A 15,057-nucleotide genomic window follows, 5' to 3' on the forward strand; every position below is an offset into this window, starting at 1 on the left:
TCGACCAGACCTACCAAGCCATCGCCGGCCTGGTCTCCGACCGCGCGGCCATGCGGTAATCAACCACCAGCCAACCCGCCAGGCCAACACAGCCCGACCTCAATCGAGCACCACGTCGTTATCTCCGTCTCCCACGTCGCCGTCGCCCGAGCCGACCACAGCGACGGCTGGACGGTAGAGGTCAAGGAGCGGGACGGGCAACTGACGGTCTACGCTGCCGCCGCAGTGCTGAACAACCTCGGCAACAAGCCGATTGTTCTGGAGGGTCTCGCCTCGGGTGAGGACGGCTACTGCCCGAACGACCGCCAGCACCCACGCATCCGGATCGCGGGAGACTTGCGATCGGCGCGGTACCAGCGCATTGCTACCGCCCAGGGATCGGGCGCGGAGGCCGGGCTCGCCTACTACTACACCAGTGCACTCAAGCCAGCCGGGGGAGCGAGCAGCTGATGCCCATCTCCAGATGCCCGAAGGTGTTGCTCACGGTCCGTCAGCTCTCTGCCCGCGCCGTGGCGACACGGGGCCCCCAAGGGCCCCGCCTGCATCACCTCAGCGGTACAGTGGCCCCCAGCGTTGATCAAAAGAATGGCCCCCACGACCTTGGACAAGTCGTAGGGGCAGCGGCCAACGGACCTTGTAGTGGGGGTCCGCGGCCTGCCGAGCCAACGAAGGTGGCCGACGTGGATCAGGGTACCCGTACCCGACCTCAGACACACAGCACCCCGCCGTGGGGTCAGCGACGCATGCGCGCTGGCTGCCCCTTCGGCGGGGTGTTCGTGCTGGCCGCGACCGCTCCGAGGCGCACCTCTGGTGCTGAGGGGGTCGGGATGACGTAAGTCTGAGGCGGTTCAACCGCCTGGGGCGCTCAACCGCCGAGGTGATTCACCTTCACCTCGGCCCCGCGTCCACATGCCACCGGAGGGCTTCGCAGGCCCCCCGAAGGGATTGTCCGCCCGGTTCGCAGCCGGTCGAACAGTTCGATCTCAGGTTTCAGCCGAAACCAGAAGCACCCGTCAGGGGCTTCGTTATGCCCTGCGCAGGAGCCTGTGCAGGAACAGGAGCTATTTTGCATGACCTCACCTCGGCTCGCCAGCTTTGGCGTGTCCGCGTACCCCGAATTCACCTCTGCTACCGGCCACTCACCTGGTCGCATGAGACCAACATCACATCTCTGAGCGGCGCTCTTTCGGCTCAATGCGCCGATCGCCGCACCCCCCTGAGCGGGACAGGTGCTGTCTTCAGCGTCCGTCCTTCTCCCGGCGCATCCGTGCTCGCGCCGACTCGGCCGGTGCCGACCACGCGGTCCGGTAACGCTCGCCGCACACATGTGTCGCTGCTGGCGACGTGGGCGGGCCGGTGAGCGCCGGGGCGGCGGTCGCCGCAGTGAAGGTGTCGTCGCCTCGCTCTGGCGCCGGGGCAGACGAGGCGTTGCCCGGGCCTTGGGTGCCGGAGGCTGGGCAGTGGGTTTCGACGACGTCTGGCCGACTTGCTGGTGACGGCTACAGCTGGATGCAGGCGGTCCACTGGGCGGCTGAGTCGCCGCGGTACGCGCGGCACCGGTCGCACGGTCCGAAGTTCGGCTGGTCGACCGTGCTCATCGCGCAGGAGCTCGCGGAGCTGTCGCCGTGCCGTCCGGGTGTCGACTATCTGATGCGTCGCACGGGGCTGAAGGAGCGCAGCGTCCAGTACCACCTGGAGATGTTGCGGGAGGCTGGGTTGCTCGCGTACGTCGTCATGGGTTCGCGGGTGCGCGGCGGGCCGCCGCTGGCGTCGGAGTTCCGGTGGGTCATCCCGGCCGCGTTCGACCGGGAACACGGGATCCGGTGCGCAGACGACGGGGTTCTGCTGCGGCGCCCGGTCGGGATCGCGGACTGGGGCCGGAAGGCGATCGCGAAGTGGGGGCGGAAGGCCTCGCGGAAGGTTCGGAAGCCTCGGAAGGCTCTATCGACACAGCAGCCACCGCGTTGCACCCCAATGGCAGGTACTACCTCTGGTTCTTCAACTACCGGTACTACTCACTCTCCCCCTGAGGACAAGCTCGCCAGCGGGAAAGCCGATTGCCCCACCCCGAAGAAGCCGAACCGCGGCAGCCGCACACTCAACACGGTCGGGCGTCGCTTCCAACTGGCCGGAGAGCTGGTCAGGCGGGTTCCGTGGCTCCACCGGGCCCTCGTTCCCCGGATTGCGTGGATCGTGCGCGAGGTCGCTGATGCGGGCTGGAGCGCAGATGAAGTGATCGCCTGGCTCGACAACGGCGACGCGCCGCAGGCTGTGCGTCGTCCGTCGGGATTCCTGGCCAGGCGGCTGGAACACGCGACCACGCTCTGGCCGGATGCCGCGGGCCGAGCCCGGGCTGTGGAGGCCGCGCGGGACTCCCAGCGGGCGGAACACGCCCGGCATGTGGAGTGGGAAGGCGACTGGCAGATGCCGCGCAGCGCTGCGGTGCTCGCCGAAGTGCGGGCCAGCTTCTCCCGGAGCGTTCCGGCGCAGCAGGAGGAGCCGGGGATGGGCGATGTCGTACGGACTGACGACGGGTTGCCGGTGCTGGAGGAGTTCACCCGGGAGCAGATCATCGACCTGCGGCGGGACGCGGAGAAGGACCCGTCCGTCATCGAGTTCACGATCAACACCGCCGGTGAGGTGTACGCGAGGCGGCTCTACTCAAACCGGCTGGTCGACCAGGCCGTCAACCGGCCGGTCCGCAGTGGCCTGATGGTGATGGACCGGCGATGGGGGTCGGCATGAGCACATCCGAACTGAGCGGCGTCGACCTGGCCCGGGTGGCGTTGCAGGCGGCCAAGCACGCGGCGAAGAACCGGCCGGCCGACGCTGCGGGAGGCCGGGCCAGCACCCGGCGCCGGCGTGGCCGGGCCGTACGCGGCGACGGCCGGGATCCGGTCGGGCTCGGAGCGGCGGTTACCGGGCTCATGGCCGACCGGGCCTGGGAGGTTCCGGCGGCGGGCGGCAGCGTGATCGACCGGTGGCCGGACCTGGCGCCGGAGCTGGTCGGGAAGGTGGCCCCGGTCCGGTTCGACGCGGAGACCGGGCGCCTGGACCTGCTGCCGGTCTCGGCCGCGTTCGCGACCCAGATGCGGCTGTTCGGCGCGCAGCTGGTGGAGCGGATCAACGCCAAGACGGGCAACCAGGCGGTCCGTTCGATCCGGGTCCTGCCGCCCGGCACTGCCTCCGGCCGGACACTGGCCGGCGCCGTCGACGGTCCGCAGCTTCCCGCGGGGCAGGATGTGGCGCGGCAGCCGGAGGTTCCGGTCAAGACCAGGGACAACGCCTCGCCCGGCTACCACCAGGCACGTGCCGGGTACGAGGCGACCAAGAAGGCGCCCCGCAGGGTCGACTCGGGGGTCCAGGCCGCGGTTGCGCGGCAGGACCGCTGCCTGCGCACCAAGCGCGAACCCGCCGCGGCGTTCCGCGACGGCCAGGCCGCGATCGAGGACGTCCAGACGAAGGCCGCAACTGCCGAGGACTCCCGTCGTCGCGCCCTGCGCAGGGCCCGGACGGAGAGGGCGGGCGGCCGGACCGAAGGGCCCAAGCAGCTCGGCCGCACGGCGTGAGGACCAGTCTCCGGCCCGGGCGGGGGGAGAAGCCGCTGCCGCAGGAGACCGGTGCCACGGCTGTGATCACTGCGGAGCCGGGATATCCCCCTCATCTGCTGCCGACGGCTGGACTGTGTCTGTCTGGTCGTCAGAACTTGATCCGGGTGTGCGGCGCGGTCGGCCGCGGGGTTTCTGCTCCGGCCAGTGCGGCTTCAGCCCGGCCAGGAACTGATCGGGGGTGGCGGCCAGCGCGCTCAGGCAGGCGACGACGAACGCCTGCACTTCGAGGTTCCGTGCGTTCAGGACGGCCTGGGCCTGTGTCTTCACGTCGGCCGGCGGGCGGACGGTCAGGGGCGGATCGCGGTGTTGGCTGCTCATGGAAAGATCATGCCATAAGTGGCTTGCCACTTACAAGAGGGGTGGTTATATTAGTGGCAAGCCACTTTCTAGCTGGGGAGACAGAGTGAGCATCGCCACCGCCACCGACAACGCCGTCACCGTCACCCGCCGCCCTCGCTACACCGACGGCACCGACCTCACCTACGACGACTTCTGGATCGTCGTGAACGGCAACGCGATCGGCGGCACCGAATGGATCGCCGACGGCGCGTACGCCTCCTGGGGCCCGCGGCCGGCCGACGACCGTGCCGACCGCAGCTTCCCGACCCGCGAGGCCGCCGAACAGGTCCGCGTCGACGCGCTCATCGCCGCCGACCGCGACATCCTGCGCATCCGCGTCACCGCCGACGCCCCCTACCGGGTCACCGACGGCAGCGGCCAGACCAGCACCCGGCCCGGCCGTATCGTCCAGGCCTACCTCGACGACGCCGCCCGCTGCGGCGCGGTCGTCACCGGCACCACGGTCGCCTTCACCGTCAACCACACCGCCGACTGCCACGCCTCCCGCGCCTGCGAGCACGACGACCAGGTCGTCACCTACCGCCCCCAGCAGACCGGCGAGCCCGACCTCAACCTCAACCCCGCCGACAGCGCCGACGACACGGACATCCCCCTCACCCGGACCTACGAGGACGCCCTCACCCAAGCCCAGACCGTCGGCGCGGCCCACGCGGACGACGCCGGGCTCATGGCGCTGTTCTGCGAGAACAACCTCCAGATCCTCGTGGGCGCCGTGGCCCCGCAACTGGTCTGGGAGGGCGCGCAGCGCAAGGGCATGACCGCGCTGCAGCTTGCCCGCCTGGCGGGCAAGGACCCGATCGCCGTCGGCAAGCTCATGTGGGTGTAGCCCGCCTAGGCCCCACTACCCGTACCAAGAGCCGAAACGCCCCGGCCCCGGGGTGTCCGCCGGATCTTCCCCACCGGCGCTGACGAGGCAGGGAGAAGGATCGTGGGAGAACTCGTACGCGTGACAAAGGCCGCCGAACTCGCGCCGCAGCACCCGGATCTGGACGGCGGGCTGGAGAACCTGGCCCCGGCAGCCAGCGCCGCGCTGCGCCTGCTGGCCGACGCCGTCAAGCGCGGCGGCGCGGACCACGGCACCGTCCTCCAGGCCATCAAGGACGCATGCATCCACGAGGCATTCGCCGACGTCCTGGACGCCGCCGCCGGCATCGTCATGGACGGCGGCCTTGAGGACCCGTTCGAATTCGACGGCAGGCAGCACGCCGAAAACCTCGGCGCCGTGGCCTCAGACGTCCGCTGCCGCGACTTCCGATGCCCATACAACACCTTTTGCCCTGTTGCAGCGGTCAATAGAAAGGCGTACATATGTTCTATTAAAGGGGTTCGGCAGCGGCCGCGAAAGGCCGGTGGTTGGATGTCGGTGTCCGGCGGTGCGACAGCTCGTTGGGCATGCAGCAGACCACGGGCGCGGGTACGAGCGGCCGCGGTTTAGGGAGGGGGTGGCCGATGAGTGACCGCAGCGCGATCGAGTGGACCGAGGCCACGTGGAACCCGACGACCGGTTGTGACCGGGTCTCGGAGGGGTGCGACAACTGCTATGCCATGACGCTGGCCAAGCGGCTGAAGGCCATGGGGCAGGCGAAGTACCAGAACGACGGCGACCCACGGACGTCCGGGCCGGGCTTCGGCCTCACGGTGCATCCGGACGCCCTACAGATTCCGTACGGGTGGCGCAGCCCCCGGACGGTGTTCGTGAACTCGATGTCGGACCTGTTCCATGCCCGGGTGCCGCTGGACTTCGTGCGGCAGGTCTTCGCGGTGATGGCTGATACGCCGCAGCACACCTACCAGGTGCTGACCAAACGGGCCCGGCGGCTGCGGCAGGTCGCCGACCGGCTGGAGTGGCCGGCGAACCTGTGGATGGGGGTGTCGGTGGAGAGCGAGAAGGAGCTCGCCCGGGTCGAGGACCTGCGCCAGGTTCCGGCCGCGGTGCGGTTCCTGTCGTGCGAGCCGCTGCTCGGTCCGCTGGTCAGCCTGGACGTCACCGGCATCGACTGGGTCATCGCGGGCGGCGAGTCCGGGCCGCGGTTCCGGCCGATGCAGGAGGAATGGGTGACCGGCATTCGCGATACCTGCGCCGACGCTGACGTGGCGTTCTTCTTCAAACAGTGGGGCGGCCGCACCCCCAAGACCCTCGGGCGTGAACTGCAGGGCCGCACCTGGGACGAGATGCCGCAGCGGGAGCCGGTCACCGCAGGCTGACCATGCTGGCCCTGGACAGGCGGCCGGCTGGCATGACGAGCCGGCGGTCGCGGTCCAGGGCCTGCACGGCCTTCCTCGCATCCCGGGCACGCCACTGCGAGGTCTCCAGGAGCAGCCACTGCCCGAGCTGTTCCATGCTGGCGCCACCCTGGCGGAGCCGCTCTTCGACCAGGGCCAGCAGTTCCGGGTCGGGCAGGTTGCCGTCGTCGAAGAGCGAGGTCTGCCCGACCGGCACCGCGTTGCGGACGCGGGGATCCTTGAAGCTCATCCCGTCGCTCTTGTCGACGGTCCACATGGCCTCCTTCATCACCTCCACGCCTTTCTGGTGGCCGGTGCCGAAGACCAGGTACAGCGGCTGCCCGGTGTGGGGGACGACTTTGAACTGCAGCCGGTATCCGAATCCGGCGCGGTGCAGAGCCTTCCGGTAGATGTCCAGCCAGGTCCGCCACTTTTCATCGCTTTCCTGGACGTCGGCGGCGTGCGCCCAGAACTGTCGGCCGCCGAAGACGCTGTCGAGGATGTTGTGGTTGAGGTCTTCGCGGCGGCTGAACCAGTTTGGCCCGAATGTGGTGATCACCTCGCTGGCCTTGTTGCGGGCCAGGCGGTTCATCAAGGTCAGCGGCGTGTTGACGCTGCCCCAGCTGTCGAAGACCCCGAGGATCGGCTGCCGCCAGGCGTTCAGTTCGGTCAGGATCCGCTCGCTGTCCCGGCCGGCCTCGCCCTGGCGGACCTCCACCCGGACCGGTAGCTGGTCCAGTGGCCCGAACCGCTCGTGAAGCTCACGCAGCAGGTGCTCGTAGCGGGCGGGGTCCTTCTCGATGAAGACCAGCTGCACGCGCTGCCGGGACAGGCCCATGCGCCCGACAGCGGTGTGGTTCAGCAGCCGGTCGAGGGTGAAGACCGGGGACCCTTCCTCGCCGCCTTCGTAGCGGCCGGGGCCGGCGAACGCATCCAGGAATGTGACCTTCGGCCAGCCGCCCGGCTGCAACATGATCGGCCACCACGCATCGAAATACCGCTTGTACAGGCGGTGCTTGGCTGCCGTCGCTAGCTCCAGCTTCCACAGAACGCCCATTCCGACCCCCTGGACAACAGAATGTCGCACAAATTGTCCGCTGAGTGACCATCCGATGCCAGACCGCATTCTGGCCGATCATCTGATCGAAGTACGCCCCGACAATGCGGTCGGCTGGGGCGACCGCCGCCACCGGCCACCCGCACCCCTTCAGACCGGCGCCGGCCAGGTTGCCCCCACCTGCCCGGCGCCTTCCCCTCCGCCGCGGGCGGGGCCGGGTTCGCCGAGGTCACGGGCAGTCAGGGCCGCCCATGGGTGACTTCGCCAGGTTGATCCAGTACACCGAGGGGTGGTCCTCGTTGACGGGGCCGGCGCTTTCGCAGGCGGTGAAGGCGGCGGCTGTCGCCCGGTGCGCGGCCGCGGGGTGCCCGGCGGCCGCGGGGGCGCGGGCGAGGCGGGCGTGGAGCACTGCAGTGATCCGCGCGGAGCCGGTACGGCCAGCTTGCACCTGAGCTGATTTCAGCAGGTGGACGGCGCCGAGCGGTCGCCGGTGCTGTACCTCTGGATGGCCCAGATGTGGGATATCCCGTGGCGCACCACGGGATATCTCACACACGGTCGGAGAAGTTGTCCGCCAGGTACGCCCGCAGCAGTGCGTCCCGTGCCTCGCTGGTGTGCGATGCGCGGTACGCCGCAAGGGCGAGCTGCGCCGACAGCACGGGGTCGCCGTCGGCCTGGTCGCCGGAGTACTGGACGAGCGCTCGGGAGGCGGACTCCGAAGCGCGCTCGTCGCTGACGTGCCGGTAGTACCCAAAGAGGGAGCCGAAGACCAGGACGAGGACCACGACGAAGGACACGCCCGACCACAGCGCGCGGCGCCTGCGGGTGCGGGAGCGCTGGTGCACGCGCCCTTGGTCAGGTAGGCGTGTGCCGCGGCGCTGAGGTCGGCGGGGCACTCGCGCAGCCAGGGGTCAGCGGTGGCCAGCGCGGCGAGGCCCGGCAGCAGGTCGAGGGCCCGCCCGCCGCGCTCCCAGCGGTCCAGTCGCCGGTGACGCCGCCGAGTTCCTCGTAGACGCGTTCGACGATTCCGGACTCGTACCCGACACCGGGTCCCGCGTCGACCGGGGCGGTGACGACCTCCCGCAGCTGTCCGGGCTCCAGCGGGCCGAGCGCGTACAGGCCACGGCGCAGCGCGGGCCCTGTTGTGGGGTGCGCGAGGACTGCTTCGAGGAAGTCGGCGCGCAGGGTGGTCAGGACGGGCCGGTCGCTGAAGAGCAAGGCGGCCAGTTCGGATGCGGTTTCGGGCGCGGCGCCGAATGCCTCCTCCAGCTGGTCGACGATGATCAGCAGGCGGTCACATTCCTGGCGGTGCAGGACCCGGGCGACGACGTTGGGTAACGTGCCGCGGGTCAGGAGGGCGGTGACCTTCGGCAGTACGGCGAGCCGGGCGCTTTCGGAGAAGTCCGGTTCGAGCAGCGGCAGCAGGGCGGCGGCGAGCGTGGCGGCGGGGCCGCTGCCGGAAGCGGGCCGCAGCACGGCCACCGCGAAACCCCCCGCCCGAAGCCGCGGCACAACTCCGGCCAGCGCGAGCGACGACTTTCCGCAGCCCGACGGGCCGACCAGACAGGTCCACCGCTGACCGGTGACCTGCTCCTCCGCGCTCTCCGCCGCCCGGCCGTGGAAGAAGGTCGGCCTGCACCCATCCGCCGGCCTGCCGGGCGCGCAGCACCCCCGAGTGCCAGGCACCTCCCGGCCGCCCCGCGGGAAACCCGAAGGCACGCACCGGATGCCCCCAGGTGTCGCCCGCCTCGATAAGACGCACCGGCCGCGCCCCCGGTAACGGCGACACCAGCTGCAGCACCACGATGTCCCCCGCGCCGGAGTCCTGCGCGGGCACCCAGTGCGCGATACGGGCTCTCGCACGGGGCGGGGATACGGGGCCAGGGTCGGCCGGGGTGCCGGGTGCCCCGAATTGCCGTAGTGCTGCCAGGCGGAATACTTTTAGCCACAGTGGCTCGTTTCATGTGGGGTACGTGACGGGGTGAAGGGCGGCGCGTCCAGTTTTTCTTTACTTTTTTTCCTGGCGAAAATTACTCGCTCCAGAATGCCTACCGGGGGGACATATTGGCTGATACCGCAGCAAGTCGCAGACTCGGAGGCAATAATTCCGTATTCGGTCAGGCTGATTTCCAACGGTGGTCAGGTCCGGATTGCAGGAAACCGCTTTCGCGGCCGATCTCCTCCGACGTACTGTCTCTTCTGCCTCAAGGAGCATGATCTGAACCTGGGGCACGTTGTTGCGCCATAACCGAATCTAGGAGGCGTCATGTCCGCCAACGTCATCGACCAGACCGTGGAGCAGGGCACCGAGACCGTCGTCGAACTCCCCGAGATCGTTGACAGCCAGCTCGTCTTCGACTACGGCGTGCAGGCCATGCCGACGGTGTGCCCGTCCGCCACCGCGCGAGCCGTCTGAGCCGGCTACCGCTGATCAATTCGTGAGGGGTCCGTTCGCGGGCCCCTCACCGCACTTGGAGGACAGGACTCATGGGACCGATTTCGTCCGGAACGCCTCTCCCGTTGACCCCTGTGGCGCGCGAGTCTCAATGGCGCCCGTTCAGTAACCCGAAGAATGTCGTGCGGATCGAGAACAGGCCCGAGGGGGTCGCAGTCTTCGTCGTCGACCCCTGGACCCAGCGCTGGGCCATACTTGGCAGGGGCGCCGAGGCTGTGCTCGCACTCGCCGACGGGACGAGATCCCGTCCGGAGATCGTCGCTGAGGCCACCGCCGTCGCGTCCAACGACCACCTGCGTGAGCCGCGCGTAGTGAACGCCCTACTCGACGAACTACGCGCGGCCGGTCTGCTGTTCGTCTCCCGTGCTCACCACCTCAGCCAGGGCCTGCCGGTCGTGCTAGAGACCGAACCCCAGGGCCTGCACCTGGAGATCACCAACGCCTGCAACCTGAGCTGCGTGCACTGCTATGTCTCCTCTGGGCAGAAGCTCCCCGACGAGCTGTCCGACGCCGAACTACGGGCCGTGGTTGATCAACTGCCTCCGTTTTCGGACAAGCTCATCGCGATCACCGGCGGCGAGGCAGCAGTCCGACGCAACGCCCTCGACCTTGTTGAGTACTGTGCCGTGGAACGCGGACACAACGTGGACCTGTACACCAACGCGTACAAGTTTCCACGGAAATTCGCCGAGCGGGTCGTTAGGATCAATGAAATTGGAGCGGCCCGGGTCAACCTCCAGGTCAGCCTCGAGGGTGCGACGCCAGAGACAAACGATCCGATCCGCGGCAAGGGCGTCTTCGACGAGGTCCTGAAGTCCCTTGTGATGTTCAAGGAGCTAGGACTGAACCGCCGCACCCAGCTGTTCATCTGCATTACCCAGAACAACATCCATGAGCTGGACGCGATGATCGAGATCGCGGAGCGCTTCGACCTCGCCAAACTCGTGTTCTCCCAGTGGGAAGCACAAGGCAACGCTGCGGACACCCCGTGGGAGTCCATCGCGCCCACTCTGGAGGAGTGGACGGCCGCCGGGGACAAGCTGCTGTCCTACGACAATCCGCGCCTTCAGCTCCGCGGTAACTTCTTCGGGGACCTGAATAACGCGCGAGACGGGCGCTACACCCTGGAACGCAGTCTTTTCCCGAAGCAAATCTTCGCCTACAACTCCTTCCCGCGTATCTCCCCGGACGGCCTCATCTTCGCCGACCAGCTCTGGGTCGACCCCGAATGGTCCCTTGGTAATGTCCGTGACATCACTCTGGCCGAAGCATTCCGGAGCGAGAAGTTTCGGCAGCACATCAAGGAATTCCGCGCCCGCGCCGAAACAATTGATGAATGTCGCTCCTGTGAATGGGTTGAGTTGTGCGGTGGCGGCCATCCGGGTCACACACTTTCAGAATACGGCCACATGAACCACAAGGACGCGTTCTGCGATGCGCGGAAATATTGGTTCGAGCGGTATGTCGACGCGCACGTGGAAAAGGTATTCAATCATGCCTGAATCCCATCCAGCGGACGCACAGGACTGGGGCTCCACCTTTCAGGGCGTCGTCGACGGCTGGCTCTTCTCTGATGTCGACGGCCCCCTGCCCCCGGTGGCGATCCTCCCGCTGGAGAATCCCGACCTCTACGACCGCACCGACTGGGCGAAGCGCGTGGAAACCCTACGGGATTATCGGTCGGTCTCTGTCGCCCACTATCGCGGCCATGAGTTCGCCGTCTTCACCGCCAAGCTCGGAGCGCCGGCAGCCGCGATGGCAGTCCAAGCCGCAGCAGCGAGAGGCGTCCGCACGCTGATCGGGGTCGGCTACTGCGGGGCCGTCGCGGACACCCTGTCCTGTGGCGACCTGCTGGTTCCCACAGGCGCCGTGGCGGCCGACGGAACGAGCAGAGCCTACTGCGCGGAGCGTTACCCGGCCGTCGCCGATCACCAGCTTGTCCGGGCTCTCCACGACACCGCCCCGGGCACCCTTCACGACGGCGTGGTGCTCTCCCTGGACGCGGTGTTCACCCAGGATTCCGCGCTCGTCGAACGATGCCGGGCACTGCGCGTGTCCGGCATCGACATGGAAACTTCCGCCGTACTCACCGTGGCCCGGCTCAACGGCGTACGCGCGGCCACCGTCCTGGTCGCCAGCGACCACCCCGGCCTCGGTGTGCCCACCGACGGGGCGCTGCTCGGCGCGGGCAGCGCCCGAGCCATGGAGCTGGTCCTGAAGGCGGTGACCGGGCGTGTGGCGGAACTGGACTGAACTGGACAGGCCGGCCCGCCGGTTCATCACCGCCTCCGCCGTCTCCTTCGTCGGCGACGGCATGCGCTACGCCGCCCTGCCACTGCTGGCCGCCCAGCACGGCGCCGGGCCCACCGAACTCGGCGTGCTGCTCGGTTTCGCGACTCTGCCCTTCCTTGTCCTCGGCATCTTCGGCGGGGTGCTCGCCGACCGGATGCGCCGACGTAGCCTCCTCATCGCCTGCGACGTGCTGCGCCTCGTGGTCATGGGCGGATTCGTCCTGGCCCTCGCCACTGGCCACGTACCGTTGCCTGTGATGTATGGCGTTGCCTTCCTCATGGGTCTGCTGGAATCGGTAGCCACCTCCGCCACTTTCGCTTTCCTGCCAACCTTGGTGGCGGAGAAGGACCTCGAACGCGCTAACGGGATGTCCTCCACCGCGCTGCTTCTGGGCCGCCAGTTCGTCGGCCCGCTCGCGGGGGCTGCCCTGCTGGAGGCGGGGCGGACGCTGCCGTTCGCCCTGGACGCGGTCACCTTCCTGCTGTCGGTGGCGTTGCTGGCCACTATCGCACGGGGCGTGGAGGAGGAACCGGTGGGCAATCCCACGGGCAACGGTCCACGTGCCGTCTTCGCGGACGTCCGTGCCAGTGCTCGCTGGATGCGAGTCACCCCACACGTGCTGGCCATTGCGGTATCCGCAGCCGTGATCAACCTTTTCAACAGTGGGGCCCTGGCGGTCCAGCCCGACTTCGCCGAGCGAGTCCTCGGCGGGAATTCCATGGTGTACGCGCTGATGATGGCCAGCTCCGCTCTCGGAGGTGTCCTTGGCGCACAGGCGGCGGCCACACTAGCCACCCGGCTCACCAGCCCCGCCTTGGTCTGCCTGGCGTTGCTGTGCGTCGGCTCTGGATACCTCGTCGTTGCCGTATCCGGCCTGCAGTTGGTCGCTTTCGCGGGACTGGCCCTCACCGGCGTCGGGTTCTCCTTCTGGGGCGTGGCCACCACTTCGTGGCGGCAGCGCTTGACCCCTGCCGGCCTGCGGGGACGTGCGGACGCCCTGCACAGGATGATCTCCTGGGGCGTCCTCCCGGTTGGGAGCGTTCTGGGCGGTCTGGTAGCTGCCCGCTGGGGCAGCTGGCTGCCGTTCCTCCTCGTAGGCTGTGCGCCGCTACTCCTGCTCCCGCTGTTCCTGCGGCGCAAGGACGGCCCTACCGATCGCATGGTGCCGGCCGACACGGGAGCCACACAGACCGTCACGGCTCCGGCCGACTGACAGGCACCCTCGTGGCCCGCGAACAATGAGCGGGTGGAGCTGGTGCCATATCCGTGGCAGCAGCCGAACTGCAGCCAGCTCCGCAAGAACATGAAGTCCAGGACGTGCGCGAGCCGGACCTGCACGCGGTGGGCGGCGGCAGAGGCCGGGGAGGACCTCGGCAGCGACTGGTGAGCCTTCACGGTCGGACACCGCGGGGCCAACGTGACCAGCCCCGGGCGGCGGTCGTGGGCGTGGGCACAGCGCTCGCGAGCCTGGCCTCCTGCGCTGAGGCGGCGGCTCGCTCCGGACTGCTCGCCGACTGCTCAGCCGGGGCACGTAGTGGCTGGCTACCTCCCTCGGCCCGGTACTCGTGAAGGTGGGGGATATGTCCCCCGGCGACACCTTCACGAGTACCGGGCCGAGGGGCTGTTCTGGTGGATTTCGGGCGGTTCTTCGAGCCTTTCGGACGGCCGGGGCCGGGGCGCGCGGGCCATGGCTGGAGGCCGACGACTTCGAGCACGACTTCCTGCTCGGATCCTCGTACACTCGGATCTTCGACTTCGTGGTGGGCGACGGAATGAGCCTACTCGGCGGCAACTGCGTCGGCGGCGGCAGCGTGGTGTCGCACCCAATATCCACGTCGACGACGCCGGACGCCCGGTGGCGGTCCTGGACTTCGGTTTCTTCACCACGGCGGGCGACCCGGCGTTCGAGGCGGCGGTCGCGGCGTCGACCGGGGACATGTACGGCCCACGCGGAGCACCACACGGCCGAGCTGACCAGCTTGTTCGCAGCGGCACTGGGATACGACGGTAAGGTTCTGGCCCTGCACCAGGCGGCGTATGCCCTGACCACCTACGATCTGTTCAGCCCGGACGGCAGCGACGGCCAGTTCCGGTGGTGCGCAGCACTGCTGAACCGCAACGCAGTCACCGACTCAGACGCCTGGCCGGTCGATCACCACGAGACCCGCACATCGCGGACGAAATGATCGAAGAGACACCGACTGGTCGGTCTTCTCACAGCTTAAGTAGGGCAGTTCCCGGCCGAAGCGGCCGTACGCGGCGGTCGGGGCGTGGATCGGCCGCAGCAGGTCCAGGTCGCGAATGATCGCGGTCGGTCGCACGTGATCAGCGTCTCCACGGCGACCCGGGAGGTCGGCTCGGCCGACAGCAGTGCGTCGGGGATGATGCCACTGATCTGGTCGGCGATCGTGTCGGGGTGTCCCTCGGCGACGGACTCCCAGCTGAACAGGCGGCGGGGCATGTCAGCTCCTGTACGGGGCGGGCGGGTCGGACGGTGCCGCCGTGGGCACCTTGAGCGCGCCGTCCACCAGCGAGCCGGCGGCACCCGTGTACTCGGCGGGGAGCAACAGGGAGTCGAGTTCCGCTGGAGACAGCACGCCGTCCAGCGCGGGCAGTGCGGCCAGCACCGCCCGCAGACCGGTGCCGGCGGTGTCGGCAGTCCGAGAGGCATCGGTCAGCAGTGCGCGGGCCCGGGCCCGGCCGAGCGCCGGGGTGAGCACTGCCACGAGTCGTTCGGTGACCACCTGGCTGCCGGTGAGCTCCAGGTTGGCGCGCATCCGGGTCGGGTCCACGGCGAGACCCTCGGTGAGTTCCACCGCGGTAAACGCCGCGCCCCCGGCCAGCCGCAGGCACTCGCGCAGCAGCGCCCACTCGGCGTGCCAACCGCCCGCGGACCGCTCGTCCTCGGCGACCAGGCACTGCGTCAGGGCCCCGGCCAGCGCCGGGACCTGGAGCGCGGCGCTTCGCACCAGGACGGCCAGCACCGGGTTGCGCTTGTGCGGCATGGCCGATGAGGCGCCCCGGCCGGCCGGGGCGGGCTCGGCCACCTCGGCGATCTC

At 69.0% G+C, this 15,057-nt stretch carries 16 protein-coding genes, 1 other RNA gene and 4 pseudogenes; 14 read left to right on the plus strand and 7 right to left on the minus strand.

Annotated elements, in window-relative coordinates; all coding sequences use genetic code 11:
- From FCI23_RS57615 to FCI23_RS49660, 3 genes and pseudogenes are all read left to right on the plus strand, one after another.
- Window positions 1-450 (plus strand): annotated as a pseudogene (locus tag FCI23_RS57615) (hypothetical protein); the annotation flags it as partial.
- A 1,743-nt stretch (window positions 451-2,193) separates the two neighbouring features.
- Complete coding sequence (locus FCI23_RS49655; protein ID WP_136730568.1) at window positions 2,194-2,745, plus strand: hypothetical protein; 552 nt, start codon at window positions 2,194-2,196, stop codon at window positions 2,743-2,745.
- Entirely contained in the window at window positions 2,742-3,569 is an 828-nt protein-coding gene (locus FCI23_RS49660) for a DciA family protein (protein ID WP_246144803.1), read from the plus strand. The genes FCI23_RS49655 and FCI23_RS49660 overlap by 4 nt, the downstream gene beginning before the upstream one ends.
- A 66-nt stretch (window positions 3,570-3,635) precedes the next feature.
- On the opposite strand, the gene FCI23_RS49665 is transcribed toward FCI23_RS49660, so the two are convergent.
- Window positions 3,636-3,929: a hypothetical protein gene (locus tag FCI23_RS49665; protein WP_211265823.1), complete on the minus strand. Its 294-nt coding sequence runs from the start codon at window positions 3,927-3,929 to the stop codon at window positions 3,636-3,638.
- Window positions 3,930-4,014: 85 nt separating this feature from the next.
- On the opposite strand from FCI23_RS49665, the gene FCI23_RS49670 reads away from it, so the two are divergent.
- From FCI23_RS49670 to FCI23_RS49685, 4 genes are all read left to right on the plus strand, one after another.
- Window positions 4,015-4,797: a hypothetical protein gene (locus tag FCI23_RS49670; RefSeq protein WP_136730570.1), complete on the plus strand. Its 783-nt coding sequence runs from the start codon at window positions 4,015-4,017 to the stop codon at window positions 4,795-4,797.
- 29 nt (window positions 4,798-4,826) lie between these two features.
- Window positions 4,827-4,894, plus strand: an RNA gene (locus FCI23_RS49675) — hammerhead ribozyme type II.
- A gap of 5 nt (window positions 4,895-4,899) precedes the next feature.
- Window positions 4,900-5,406: a hypothetical protein gene (locus FCI23_RS49680; RefSeq protein WP_136730571.1), complete on the plus strand. Its 507-nt coding sequence runs from the start codon at window positions 4,900-4,902 to the stop codon at window positions 5,404-5,406.
- Window positions 5,407-5,420: 14 nt separating this feature from the next.
- Window positions 5,421-6,176: a DUF5131 family protein gene (locus tag FCI23_RS49685; protein ID WP_136730572.1), complete on the plus strand. Its 756-nt coding sequence runs from the start codon at window positions 5,421-5,423 to the stop codon at window positions 6,174-6,176.
- On the opposite strand, the gene FCI23_RS49690 is transcribed toward FCI23_RS49685, so the two are convergent.
- The 4 genes from FCI23_RS49690 to FCI23_RS49705 all read right to left on the minus strand — a co-directional run bounded on the left by FCI23_RS49690 (window position 6,163) and on the right by FCI23_RS49705 (window position 8,937).
- Complete coding sequence (locus tag FCI23_RS49690) at window positions 6,163-7,251, minus strand: three-Cys-motif partner protein TcmP (RefSeq protein WP_136730573.1); 1,089 nt, start codon at window positions 7,249-7,251, stop codon at window positions 6,163-6,165. The two genes, FCI23_RS49685 and FCI23_RS49690, sit on opposite strands and share 14 nt — an antisense overlap.
- Window positions 7,252-7,480: 229 nt before the next feature.
- Entirely contained in the window at window positions 7,481-7,699 is a 219-nt protein-coding gene (locus tag FCI23_RS49695; protein WP_136730574.1) for a hypothetical protein, read from the minus strand.
- Window positions 7,700-7,799: 100 nt separating this feature from the next.
- Window positions 7,800-8,096: a hypothetical protein gene (locus FCI23_RS49700; protein WP_136730575.1), complete on the minus strand. Its 297-nt coding sequence runs from the start codon at window positions 8,094-8,096 to the stop codon at window positions 7,800-7,802.
- Window positions 8,097-8,106: 10 nt separating this feature from the next.
- Window positions 8,107-8,937: an nSTAND1 domain-containing NTPase gene (locus FCI23_RS49705; protein WP_136730576.1), complete on the minus strand. Its 831-nt coding sequence runs from the start codon at window positions 8,935-8,937 to the stop codon at window positions 8,107-8,109.
- 580 nt (window positions 8,938-9,517) lie between these two features.
- Between FCI23_RS49705 and FCI23_RS57620 the strand changes: the two genes are divergently transcribed.
- From FCI23_RS57620 to FCI23_RS61620, 7 genes and pseudogenes are all read left to right on the plus strand, one after another.
- A complete protein-coding gene (locus FCI23_RS57620; RefSeq protein WP_169317356.1) occupies window positions 9,518-9,667 on the plus strand; it encodes a hypothetical protein in 150 nt (49 codons plus the stop codon).
- A gap of 161 nt (window positions 9,668-9,828) precedes the next feature.
- Complete coding sequence (locus FCI23_RS49710; protein WP_169317357.1) at window positions 9,829-11,208, plus strand: radical SAM/SPASM domain-containing protein; 1,380 nt, start codon at window positions 9,829-9,831, stop codon at window positions 11,206-11,208.
- Window positions 11,201-11,959, plus strand: a complete 759-nt coding sequence (locus FCI23_RS49715) for a phosphorylase family protein (RefSeq protein ID WP_169317358.1) — start codon at window positions 11,201-11,203, stop codon at window positions 11,957-11,959. Before FCI23_RS49710 ends, FCI23_RS49715 begins: the two co-directional genes overlap by 8 nt.
- Window positions 11,940-13,211 (plus strand): MFS transporter, encoded by a 1,272-nt coding sequence (locus FCI23_RS49720; protein ID WP_136730579.1) that lies wholly within the window; start codon window positions 11,940-11,942, stop codon window positions 13,209-13,211. Before FCI23_RS49715 ends, FCI23_RS49720 begins: the two co-directional genes overlap by 20 nt.
- Before the next feature lie 33 nt (window positions 13,212-13,244).
- On the plus strand, window positions 13,245-13,385 hold the full coding sequence (locus tag FCI23_RS57625; protein WP_169317359.1) for a hypothetical protein: 141 nt from the start codon (window positions 13,245-13,247) through the stop codon (window positions 13,383-13,385).
- 193 nt (window positions 13,386-13,578) lie between these two features.
- Window positions 13,579-13,815: pseudogene (locus FCI23_RS64380) on the plus strand (hypothetical protein); the annotation flags it as partial.
- A 162-nt stretch (window positions 13,816-13,977) separates the two neighbouring features.
- Window positions 13,978-14,184, plus strand: coding sequence for a hypothetical protein (locus tag FCI23_RS61620; RefSeq protein ID WP_246144805.1), 207 nt, complete (start codon window positions 13,978-13,980; stop codon window positions 14,182-14,184).
- A 134-nt stretch (window positions 14,185-14,318) separates the two neighbouring features.
- On the opposite strand, the pseudogene FCI23_RS61625 reads toward FCI23_RS61620, so the two are convergent.
- Together FCI23_RS61625 and FCI23_RS49735 are read right to left on the minus strand one after the other, a co-directional pair.
- A pseudogene (locus tag FCI23_RS61625) lies at window positions 14,319-14,459 on the minus strand (S-adenosylmethionine synthetase N-terminal domain-containing protein); the annotation flags it as partial.
- A 1-nt stretch (window position 14,460) separates the two neighbouring features.
- A pseudogene (locus tag FCI23_RS49735) lies at window positions 14,461-15,057 on the minus strand (3-carboxy-cis,cis-muconate cycloisomerase); the annotation flags it as partial.

It is taken from the genome of Actinacidiphila oryziradicis, assembly GCF_005047355.1.
Lineage (GTDB): Bacteria > Actinomycetota > Actinomycetes > Streptomycetales > Streptomycetaceae > Actinacidiphila > Actinacidiphila oryziradicis.